Consider the following 11,119-nt stretch of genomic DNA (forward strand, 5'->3'; position numbering starts at 1 on the left):
ACCGTCACACCACCGGCCAGCGCGAGCGTGCACTCCCCGTTCCGCAGCGCCTGCGCCGCCAGATGCAATGCCACCAACGACGACGAGCACGCCGTGTCCACCGTCATCGCCGGGCCTTCCAACCCCAGCAGATACGAGATCCGGCCCGAGGCCACACCACCGCTGTTGCCGGTGATCATCAGGCCTTCGATGCCTTCGGTGGCCTCCGGGAGCCAGGAGCCGTAGTCGTGGTACATCAGGCCGGCGAACACGCCCGTCCTGCTGCCGCGCAGCGAGGTCGGGTCGATACCCGCCCGCTCCAGAGCCTCCCAGGACGTCTCCAGCAGCAGCCGCTGCTGCGGGTCCATCGCCGCAGCCTCACGCGGGCTGATCCCGAAGAAGTCGGCGTCGAAGTCACCGGCCCCGGTCAGGAAGCCGCCCCGACGGGCGTATGTCGTGCCGAGGTGGGTCGGATCGGGGTCGTAGAGGCTCGCGAGGTCCCAGCCGCGGTCGGCCGGGAAGTCGGAGGTCGCGTCCACACCGTCGGCGACCGCCTGCCACAGCTGCTGCGGCGACTCGATGCCATCGGGCATACGGCAGGCCATGCCGACGATCACGATCGGGTCGTCGTCCGTGACCGTCGCCAGTGGCACCGGGGTCGTCGGACCGGTGGCCGTGCCGTCGATCTGCTCGGCCAGGTAGCCGACGAGTGCGGTGAGAGTGGGGTAGTCGAAGACCAGCGTCGACGGCAGCCTGAGTCCGGTCGCGGACTGCAGACGCTGACGCAGCTCCAGACCGGTCAGCGAGTCGAAGCCCATGTCCCGGAAGGCACGGGACGGCTCCACCGAAGCAGCATCTCCATGCCCCAGCACCAACGAGATCTGCATACCGACGAGGTCCAGCAGCGCAGACTCCCGCTCGGTCTCCTCCAGGGCGGCCATCCGGGCAACCCAGGACGAGGCCTCCTCGGCGCTGGGCGCCACCGCTCGTCGTGCCGGCACCCGCACCAGGGACGTGAAGACTGCCGGGAGGTTGTCCTGCGCAGCGCGGTTCCGCAGGGCCGGCAGGTCGAAACGGGCCGGGACGACGGTTGCCCGGTCGGCGGCCAGCGCTGCATCGAGCAACGCCAGGCCCTGGGCGGGTGACATCGGTGCCAGCCCACTGCGCGACAACCGCGCCAGGTCCGTGTCGTCCAGATGCGCCGTCATCGAACTCTCGCCGGCCCACAGTCCCCACGCCATCGACGTGGCCGCCAGCCCCTCGGCCCGGCGCGCACCGGCCAGCGCATCCAGCCAGGCATTGGCCGCGGCGTAGTTGCCCTGCCCGGCCGTCCCGATCACCCCGGCCGCGGAGGAGAACAGCACGAACGCCGCCAGATCCGCACCCCGGGTCAGCTCGTCCAGCAGCCGCGCCCCGTCGGCCTTCGGCCGCATCACCGTGTCGACCCGCTCCGGCGTCAACGCCGTCACCACACCGTCGTCGAGCACACCCGCCGCGTGGATGACAGCCGTCAGCGGATGCTCCATCGGAACCCCCGCCAGCACCCCGGCCAGCGACTCCCGGTCGGCCACATCACAAGCGGCGAACGTCACCGACGCCCCCGCCGCCCGCAACTCGGCGACCAGATCCTCCGAACCGGCCCCACCCCGGCGGCTGACCAGCAGCAGATGCCGTACGCCGTACTCGGCCACCAGATGCCGGGCCACCAGTCGGCCCAGCGCACCGCCGGCCCCGGTGATCAGCACCGTGCCGTCCGGATTCCACTCCGGCAGCGCGTCCGCGTCCACGGCGACCGTAGCCAGCCGCGGCACGTACAACCGCCCCTCAGTCAAGGCAAGTTGGGGCTCATCCGACGCGACGGCGAGAGCTGCCGCCGCCTGGGCGTCGTCCCCCTCCGCCACGTCGACGATCACGAGACGCCCGGGGTGCTCGGCCTGCGCGGAACGCAGCAGACCCCACACGGCCGCCGTCGCCGGATCAGGCGTCCCGGCCACTCCGCCCCGGGTGACGACCACCAGCCGTGACTCGGCCGACTCGGCGTCCCCGACGAAACCCTGCACGAGCGCGAGCGCCTCACCGACCCGCGTACGCACGTCCCCGCCCGGCTCCACCGACGCGACGACGACGTCCGCCGGGACACCCGACGAACCGCCCGGGGCCGGTATCTCAACCCACCGCACCTCGAACAACGGATCAGCAACCGTCGCCCCCAACTGCTCCGGCGCCATCGGCTGCAACCGCAGCTCATCGACCGTGACGACGGGCAGCCCCGCACCGTCGAACGCGGCGACCCGCACCGCCCCATCGGTACGCGGCGACAACCGCACCCGCAGCACCGAGGCACCCACCGAATGCAGCCGCACACCGTTCCAGGAGAACGGCACCCGCACGTCACCGGACAGCAGCGGATGGAGCGCGGCATCGAGCAACGCGGGATGGATCCCGAACGTGTCTGCCTCAGCGGGCAGTTGGACCTCGGCGAACAGCTCCTCGCCCACCCGCCATACGGCACCCAGGCCCTGGAACACCGGCCCGTAGCCGTACCCCAGGCCGGCCAGACGCTCGTACGCCTCGGAGACGTCCACCGGCTGCCCACCGGCCGGCGGCCACACTCCGTCCAGCCGCTCCCCCGACGCCATCGAACCGGCCGCCACCACACCCATGGCATGCCGGACCCACTCGGCCTCGGCGTCCTGCGCCCGCGAATGCACAGCAACCGACCGACGACCGGAGGCGTCCGGCGCCCCCACCGACACCTGCACCGCCACCTGCGCGTCCTCCGACAGCACCAGCGGCCGCTCCAGCGTCAGCTCCTCCATCACACCGCAACCGACCTCGCCACCGGCATGCAACGCCAGCTCGACGAACCCGGTGCCGGGCAGGATGACCGTGCCGAAGACAGCATGGTCGGCGAGCCATGCATGCGTGTGCAGCGACAGCTGACCGGTGAGCACCAGCCCGTCCTGGGACGCCAGCCGGACGGCCGCGCCGAGCAGCGGATGATCAGCGGAGTTCAGTCCGAGCCCGGCCGCATCCACGACCGACCGCCCCGCCTGCAACCAGTGACGCCGCCGCTGGAAGGCATACGTCGGCAGATCCACCAGCCGCCCGCCCTGCGTCCAAGGCGACCAGTCGACCTCGACACCGGCGACGAACACCTCGGCCGCACTCTGCAACAGCCGCGCCTGACCACCCTCACCCCGCCGCAACGTCCCGACCGCGGTCACGCCGGTCACCCCGCCGCTCTCCGCAGCCTGGGTCACCGCCCCAACCAGCACCGGATGCGGACTGGCCTCGATGAAGACCCGATGCCCGGATCCCAGCAACGCGTCCACGGCCGCGTCGAAGCGGACGGTCTCGCGGAGGTTGGTGAACCAGTACTCCGCATCCATCGCCGCGGTGTCGATCACCTCACCCGACACCGTGGAGAACAACGGGACCTGGCCGGATTTGGGCGCGATGCCGGACAGGACGTCCAGCAGCTCCTCGCGCAGGTCCTCCACCTGCGGGGAGTGGGAGGCGTAATCCACCGCGATACGACGGACCTGGACACCGTCGGCCTCGCACGAGGCCACGAACGCGTCCAGTTCCTCCGGCGCGCCGGAGACCACCACCTGCTCAGGACCGTTGACCACGGCCACCTGCAGGCCGTCGGTGAGCCGGCCGGTGACCCGCGCCGGCGGAGCCAGCACCGACACCATCCCGCCCCGCCCCGCCAGCCGCACAATCGCCCGACTCCGCAACGCCACCACCCGGGCCGCGTCCTCCAGCGACAGGCCACCCGCGACACACGCCGCAGCGATCTCCCCCTGCGAATGCCCCACCACCGCAGACGGCCGCACCCCCACCGACCGCCACACCTCGGCCAGCGACACCATCACCGCAAACAGCACCGGCTGGATGACATCGACCCGCTGGAGATCCTCTTCACCGCCCTCCCGCACCACGTCCAGGAGAGACCAGCCGTCGATATGCGGCTCGAGCGCGGCCGCACACTCCGCCATCCGGGCCGCGAACACCGGCGAGAACTCCAGCAGCTCCCGCGCCATGCCCACCCACTGCGAGCCCTGACCCGGGAACACAAACACCACACCACCGGAACCAGCCCGCCCGCAGACCACGCCCGAAGCGTCACGGCCGGCCGCCAACTCCCCCAGCCCGGCTGCCAGCTCAGCAACGTCACCGCCGAGCACCACCGCCCGGTGCTCCAACGCAGCCCGCCCCGCCAGCGACCAGGCGACATCCCGCGGCGCCAGCCCGGCATCAGCGGCAACCCGAGCCAGCAACCGCCCCGCCTGCTCCGCCAACGCCGCCGCACTCCGCGCCGACACCACCCACGGCACCACACCCCCACCGACCACCGCTTCGGCCGGCTCCTCCCGAACCGGCGGCGCCTCCAGGATCACGTGCGCGTTCGTCCCGCTGATCCCGAACGACGACACCGCCGACCGGCGCGGCCGGTCCAGCTCGGGCCACTCCTCCTCGGACGTCAGCAGCCGGACCTGGCCGGCGGTCCAGTCGACGTGACGGGAGGGCACCTCGGCATGCAGGGAACGCGGCAGCACACCGTGCCGCATCGCCTGCACCATCTTGATGACACCGGCGACACCAGCAGCCGCCTGCGTATGCCCGAGGTTCGACTTCACACTGCCCAACCACAACGGCCGGTCCTCCGGCCGGTGTTGGCCGTATGTCGCCAGCAGCGCCTGCGCCTCGATCGGGTCGCCGAGCGTCGTCCCCGTACCGTGCGCCTCCACCACGTCCACCTCGGCACCCGACAACCGCGCACTGGCCAGCGCGGCCCGGATCACCCGCTGCTGGGAAGGACCGTTCGGCGCGGTCAGGCCGTTGCTGCCGCCGTCCTGGTTCACCGCCGAACCCCGCACGACCGCCAGCACCGGATGACCGTGTCGCTCGGCGTCCGACAACCGCTCCACGACGAGGATGCCGACGCCCTCGGCCCAGCCGGTCCCGTCGGCCTCGTCGGAGAACGGCTTGCAGCGGCCGTCGGGGGCGAGTCCGCGCTGGCGGGAGAACTCGACGAACATGCCCGGCGTGGACAGTACGGTCACGCCGCCGGCCAGCGCGAGCGAGCACTCGCCGTTGCGCAGCGCCTGGACGGCCAGATGCAACGCCACCAACGACGACGAGCACGCCGTGTCCACCGTCATCGCCGGGCCTTCCAGCCCCAGCAGGTAGGAGATGCGGCCGGAGGCCACGCTGGTCGTGTTGCCGGTCAGACGGAAGCCCTCGGTACCGTCGACGGGGGCGTGCAGGCGGGGGCCGTACTCCATGTTCATGGCGCCGACGAACACGCCGGTTCCGCTGCCGCGCAGGCTGTCGGGGTTGATGCCGGCCCGTTCCAGGGCTTCCCAGGACGTCTCCAGCAGCAGCCGCTGCTGCGGGTCCATGGCGGCGGCCTCACGCGGGCTGATCCCGAAGAAGTCGGCGTCGAAGTCGCCGGCGCCGGGCAGGAAGCCGCCCCGGCGGGCGTATGTCGTGCCGGGGTGGTCCGGGTCGGGGTCGTAGAGGCTCGCGAGGTCCCAGCCGCGGTCGGCCGGGAAGTCGGAGGTGGCGTCGAGGCCTTCGGCGACCGCCTGCCACAGCTCCTGCGGGGAGTCGATCCCGCCGGGCAGGTGGCAGGCCATGCCGACGATCACGATCGGGTCGTCGTCCGCGGTCGCCGGGGTGACGGCGGTCTCGGTCCCGGTCTCGGGTGTGTCGTCGAGGACGCCGAGGATCTGGTCGTGCAGATACGCCGCGAGTGCGTTCGGCGTGGGATGGTCGAAGAGGACGCTGGTGGGCAGGCGCAGGCCGGTGGCCGAGACGAGCCGGCCTCGCAGCCGTACGGACAGGGCCGAGTCGAGGCCCAGGTCGCGGAAGGTGGAGCCGGGGTCGAAGCCGGTGACGCCGGTCGCCTCCGCCAGGTGCTCGGCCAGCCAGCGGGCCAGGAAACCCTCCGGCTGCGTGCGCAGGCGTTCGCGCAGGGCGAGCGTGGCGGAGCTGAGGTGCTGTTCGGGCGTGGCCGCGGCCGGGCGTTCGTCGAGCCAGTAGCGCTCGCGCTGGAAGGCGTAGGTGGGCAGGCCGACGGTCCGGGCCTCGCCGATGACCGCGGGCCAGTCCACGGGCACGCCGGCGACCCAGGCCTCGGCCAGGCCGGTGAGCAGCGCCTGCGGCTCGGGGCGGTCGCGGTGCTGGAGCGCGACGGCGAGGTCGCTGTCGGCCGGCTGGACCAGCGGGGTCAGCACGCTGTCGGGGCCGAGTTCGACGAACCGGGTCACGCCCTGCGCGCGGCACGCCTCGATCGCGTCGTGGAAGCGGACGGTGGCGCCGACGTGCTCGATCCAGTACTCCTGCGTCATGTCGGTGCCGGTCCGGCCGGTGACGGTGGAGACGATCGGGATGTCGGGTGTGGCCACGGACAGCCCGTGGATACGGCGGGCGAACTCGTCGAGCATGGGCGCGGTCAGCGGCGAGTGGGCGGCGTTCTGGACTCGCAGGCGGGTGGTGCGGCGGCCGTCGGCGCGGAAGGCGTCGGCGATCCGGGTGACCGGCTCCTCGGCGCCGGAGAGCACGATCGCCCGCGATCCGTTGATCACGCCGATCGAGACGTCGTCGACGCCGTCGAGGGCGGTGAGCGCCTCCTGTTCGGTCGCCTCGACGGCGATCATGGCGCCGCCGGGCGGGAGCGCCTCCATCAGTTCCCCGCGGGCGGCGGCGAGGGCGGCGGCGTCGGCGAGGGAGAGGGAGCCGGAGACGTGGGCGGCCACGATCTCGCCGAACGAGTGGCCGACGAGCAGGTCCGGAACGACGCCCCACGAGGTGACCAGGCGGTACAGGGCGACCTGGAAGGCGAACAGGGCGGGCTGCATGTACCGCATGCCGTCGAGTGCCGTGGCGGCGTCGTCACGTCGGCCGAACAGCACGTTACGCAGGCCGAGTTCGGGGTCGAAGTGGTCGAGCACCTCGTCGAGGGCCGCGGCGAAGACCGGGTACGTGTCGTACAGTTCGCGCCCCATGCCGACGCGGTGGGCGCCGCCGCCGGCGAACAGGAAGGCGGTCCTGCCGGTCGGGGCGGCGACCCCGGTGACGGCCTCGTCGTGGAGGCGTTCCAGGCCCGCGACGAGCTCGGAGCGCCCGGCGCCGAGGACGACGGCGCGGTGTTCGAACGTCGTCCTGCTGACCGCCAACGACCGTGCGATGTCGGGGGCTTCGGCGTCCTGGTGCCGCTCCAGGTGGGTGAGCAGGCGGGTGGCCTGGCCGTCCAGGGCCCGGCCGGAGCGGGCGGACAACACCCAGGGCAGCGGACGCGGGGCCGCGGCGGGCGCCACGTCGGCGGCCTCGGTCGCGGGACCGCCGGGGTGTCCGGTGTACGGCCCTTCCGTCAGGACGACATGGCAGTTGGTGCCGCCGACGCCGAACGAGCTGACGCCGGCGATCAGGGGTGCCTCGGGGTCGGGCCAGCTGTCGAGTTCGGTCTGCACCCTGAGGTTCAGCTCGGTGAGCGGGATCGCCGGGTTGGGGGTGCGGAAGTGCAGGCTCGGCGGCAGCCGGCGGTGGCGCAGGGCGAGCGCCGCCTTGAGCAGGCCCGCGATGCCGGCGGCGGCCTCGAGGTGGCCGATGTTGGTCTTGACCGAGCCCACGTGCAGCGGCGCCCGCCCGGCGTCGCCCCGGCCGAGGACGGCGGACACGGCGGCGGCCTCGACCGGATCGCCCACCGGCGTGCCGGTGCCGTGCAGTTCGACGTACTGGACGGTCTCGGGGCGGATCCCGGCGTCGGCGTAGGCGCGGCGCAGGACGTCCTGCTGGCCCTGCACGTCCGGGTCGGTGAGCCGGTCGCCGCCGCCGTCGTTGTTGACGGCGCTGCCCCGGATGACGCAGTAGACGGGGTCACCGTCGGCGACGGCCTGCGCGAGCGGCTTGAGCAGGACGACGCCCCCGCCCTCCCCGCGTACGAACCCGTCGGCGCTCTCGTCGAACAGGGCGCACCGTCCGCGCACGGACAGCGCACCGAGTCCGGCCGTCGTCACCATGCTGTCCGGGGAGAGGATCAGGTTGACACCGCCGGCGAAGGCGAGGTCCGCCTCGCCGCGCCGGATGCTTTCGCAGGCCAGGTGGACGGCGACCAGCGAGGACGCCTGGGCCGCGTCGACGGCGAGGCTGGGGCCGTGCAGCCCCAGCGTCCAGGAGACCCGGTTGGCGATGATGGCGCGGTGCCGTCCGGTGAAGTCGTGCAACTCGCCGCCGGGGCGGTCCCCTTGTGCGGCGAGGGTGGCGTAGTCGTCGGACGAGACGCCCACGAACACGCCCGTACGGGAGCCGCGGAGCCGGTCGGCGCGGACGCCCGCGTCCTCCATCGCCTCCCAGGCCAGCTCCAGGGCGAGCCGCTGCTGCGGATCCATGGCGGCCGCCTCGTCGGGCTCCACGCCGAAGAACGCGGCGTCGAACTCGTCGACCTTGTCCAGGAAGCCACCATGCCAGGACCGGCGCCCGGGGCCGCGCTGCGACGGCCACGGTGAGACGGCGTCGGTCCCCTCGGACAGCAGGCGCCAGAACTCGTCCGGATTCGACGCCGAAGGCACCCGGCAGGAGGCCCCGATCACGGCGATCGCGGTGCTGTCGACGCCGTCGGCGGTGTGGTCACCAGACATGGATGGCTTCATATCTGGAGTATCTGTTTGCGCCGGGTGGCGGGACTTCGGCCAGAGGATGGGGGTCGGCGGCAGGGCTTCGGTGCAGGAACGCCCGCTGAAACCAGGACTTTCGGCCAGGGTGGGGGCGGACGTGTGGTGGTACGTCCGCCCCCTGCCGGTCAGTCCCGGTCAGTGCCGTTCAGATCGAGGCGCCGGACGCGATGAGCTGTGCCCGGGACGCCATGTGTGCCTTCGCCAGCACGTTGGACACGTGGAACTTGATGGTCTTCTCGCTGAGGCCCAGCCTGCGGGCGATCTCCTTGTTGGCCATTCCCCGTCGCACCAGTTGGAGGACTTCGGCCTCGCGTGAGGTCAGCGGGGTGTGGGTCCGTACGGCCCGCAGCGGTCGCGGCAGCGTGGCGCGGACGAGCCGTAACAGCTCGCCGCTGAGGCCGGCGGAGACGTAGTCGGAGTCGTCCGAGGCACGGCGGACCGCCTCGACGAGTTCCTCCTCGGGATCGTCGGCGTGGACGAGGCCGCGGACGTTCGCCTGGGTGAAGCGGATCCACTCGGCGGCGGCCTCCGCGTCTCCCACGACGACCACCATGGCGGCGTCGACATGGGTCAGGTCGTCCAGGTGCTGGGCCTGTGCTTCGAGGACCACGACGTCCGGCCTCTGCGCGTCCGCCACGGAGACCAGCTCGTCGACGTTTCCCGCCTCACCGACCACGGCGAGTGCCGGATCCCGTTTCAGCGCTCCACGAATGCCCAGCCGGGCGTAAGGGTGTCGGTTGCATATAACAACGCGTGCGTGGGTACCACTATCCAACTTGTCCGCTCTCCTGTTACGTGAAATTCACATAGGGGTGAGGAACGCATTCGCCAGGAATTCGCCTCCGACGCTGGAGACGCGGCAGCGGAATGCATACCGACTCACAGTTCCTGGGCCTTTTCGGCGCACGAGGGGTCGGTCGGCTCGGACTACCCGGCGGTCACGACAGAGGTCGGGGCGCCAGGCGCGTATGGATAGAGATGGCGCGTGCGGAAATCCCGCGAATCCCGCGAATCCCGCGGATCCCATGGATCCCGTAGACCCTGTGGATTCCGTGGAACCAGCCATGGTCTGCCTGTGGCAGATACCGGTCCGGACCGGCCGCCCGCCGAGAGACGCTCGGCGGGCAGCGGGCAGCCGGACACGTCGAGATACACGACGAGACGTCGTGCACCAACCCCCGTGCACTGCATCGTCAGCCCTTTTCTCCTACGGGCTGACGCGTCATGTCGATCGCGCCCACCGGGCACAGCTGGACAGCCAGCTCGACCGACTCCTGAAGGTCTGCGGGCGGCTGCGTGATCCGCAGCGTCACCAGACCCTCCGTATCGTCCTGATCGAACACCTCGGGCGCGGTCACCACGCAGTTGCCGGAGCCGCAGCAGAGGTCCCGATCCACCGTGACCCGCGCGCTCACCAGGTCACCGGCAGCTCGCCCAGCCCGAACGTCACGGCCATGTGCCGTTTCGGGACGTCCGCCAGGGTCGTCTCGGCGCGCAGGCCGGGGAAGCGGCGGGCGAGTTCGACGAGCGCCACCCGCAGTTCGGCGCGGGCCAGCGGCTGGCCTATGCACTGGTGCAGGCCGAAGCCGAACGCCATGTGCCGGTGCGCCTCCTTGCGCTGCGGGTCGAACAGCTCGGGGTCCTTGAAGACCGAACCGTCCCGGTTGGCCAGCGACAGCATCGCCACGGCGCCCTCGCCCTCACGGATCAGCCGGCCGCCGATCTCGGCGTCCTCCAGCGCCAGCCGGGGCAGGCCTGTGCGGACGACGGTCACGTACCGCAGGAGCTCCTCCACCAGGCCCGGCGCGAGGCTCGGGTCGGCGCGCAGCGCATCCAGGTGCTCGGGGAACTCCAGCAGGGCGAGGGCGGAGAGCCCGATCATGTTGGCGGTGGTCTCGTGACCGGCGACGAGCAGCAGCATCGCCATGCTCAGCAGCTCGTCCTCGCGGAGCTCGCCGGGTATGACGCGCTCGGCGACCAGCCGGCTCAGCAGGTCCTCGCCGGGCGAGGTGCGCTTGGCCTTGATCAGCTCGGCGAGGAAGCCACCGAGGGCGCCGAGGGCGGCCTCGACCTCCGCGGGTCCGGACTCCCGGTCCATGATCGCGCGGCTGTGGAGCTGGAAGAAGTCATGGTCGGCGTACGGGACGCCCAGCAGGTGACAGATCGTCATGGAAGGGACCGGCAGGGCGAACTCCGCCATCAGGTCCGCGGGCGGTCCCAGGGCGCGCATCTTCTCCAGCGCGTCGACCACCGTCTCCTCGATCAGCGGTTCGATCCGCCGAATGTTCTTGATCATGAACTCGGCGGTCAGCATCCGCCGGAAGCGACTGTGCGCCTCGCCGTCCATGAAGATGAAGAGGCCCGAAGCGTCCTCCTGCTTCTGCGGGATCGGGTTCAGCACCGGAAAGCCGGGACGGTACTGATCGGAGCTGAAACCCGGGTGCCGCAGCAAC

The 11,119-nt window shown here is 71.8% G+C and carries 4 protein-coding genes; all 4 read right to left on the bottom strand.

Annotated features, from left to right (window positions below):
- Window positions 1-8,630: type I polyketide synthase (locus ACFV7R_RS13965; RefSeq protein WP_385263381.1), on the bottom strand; the 8,630-nt coding region annotated here is incomplete at its 3' end.
- A 181-nt stretch (window positions 8,631-8,811) separates the two neighbouring features.
- Window positions 8,812-9,342: a LuxR C-terminal-related transcriptional regulator gene (locus tag ACFV7R_RS13970; protein ID WP_385263383.1), complete on the bottom strand. Its 531-nt coding sequence runs from the start codon at window positions 9,340-9,342 to the stop codon at window positions 8,812-8,814.
- Between the two features lie 517 nt (window positions 9,343-9,859).
- Window positions 9,860-10,081, bottom strand: coding sequence for a ferredoxin (locus tag ACFV7R_RS13975; RefSeq protein ID WP_385263385.1), 222 nt, complete (start codon window positions 10,079-10,081; stop codon window positions 9,860-9,862).
- Window positions 10,078-11,067: a cytochrome P450 gene (locus ACFV7R_RS13980; RefSeq protein WP_385263386.1), complete on the bottom strand. Its 990-nt coding sequence runs from the start codon at window positions 11,065-11,067 to the stop codon at window positions 10,078-10,080. Before ACFV7R_RS13980 ends, ACFV7R_RS13975 begins: the two co-directional genes overlap by 4 nt.
- Between the last annotated feature and the right edge of the window lie 52 nt (window positions 11,068-11,119).

Origin of the sequence: Streptomyces sp. NPDC059866, assembly GCF_042731325.1 — a bacterium.
GTDB classification, from domain to species: Bacteria; Actinomycetota; Actinomycetes; order Streptomycetales; family Streptomycetaceae; genus Streptomyces; species Streptomyces flavusporus.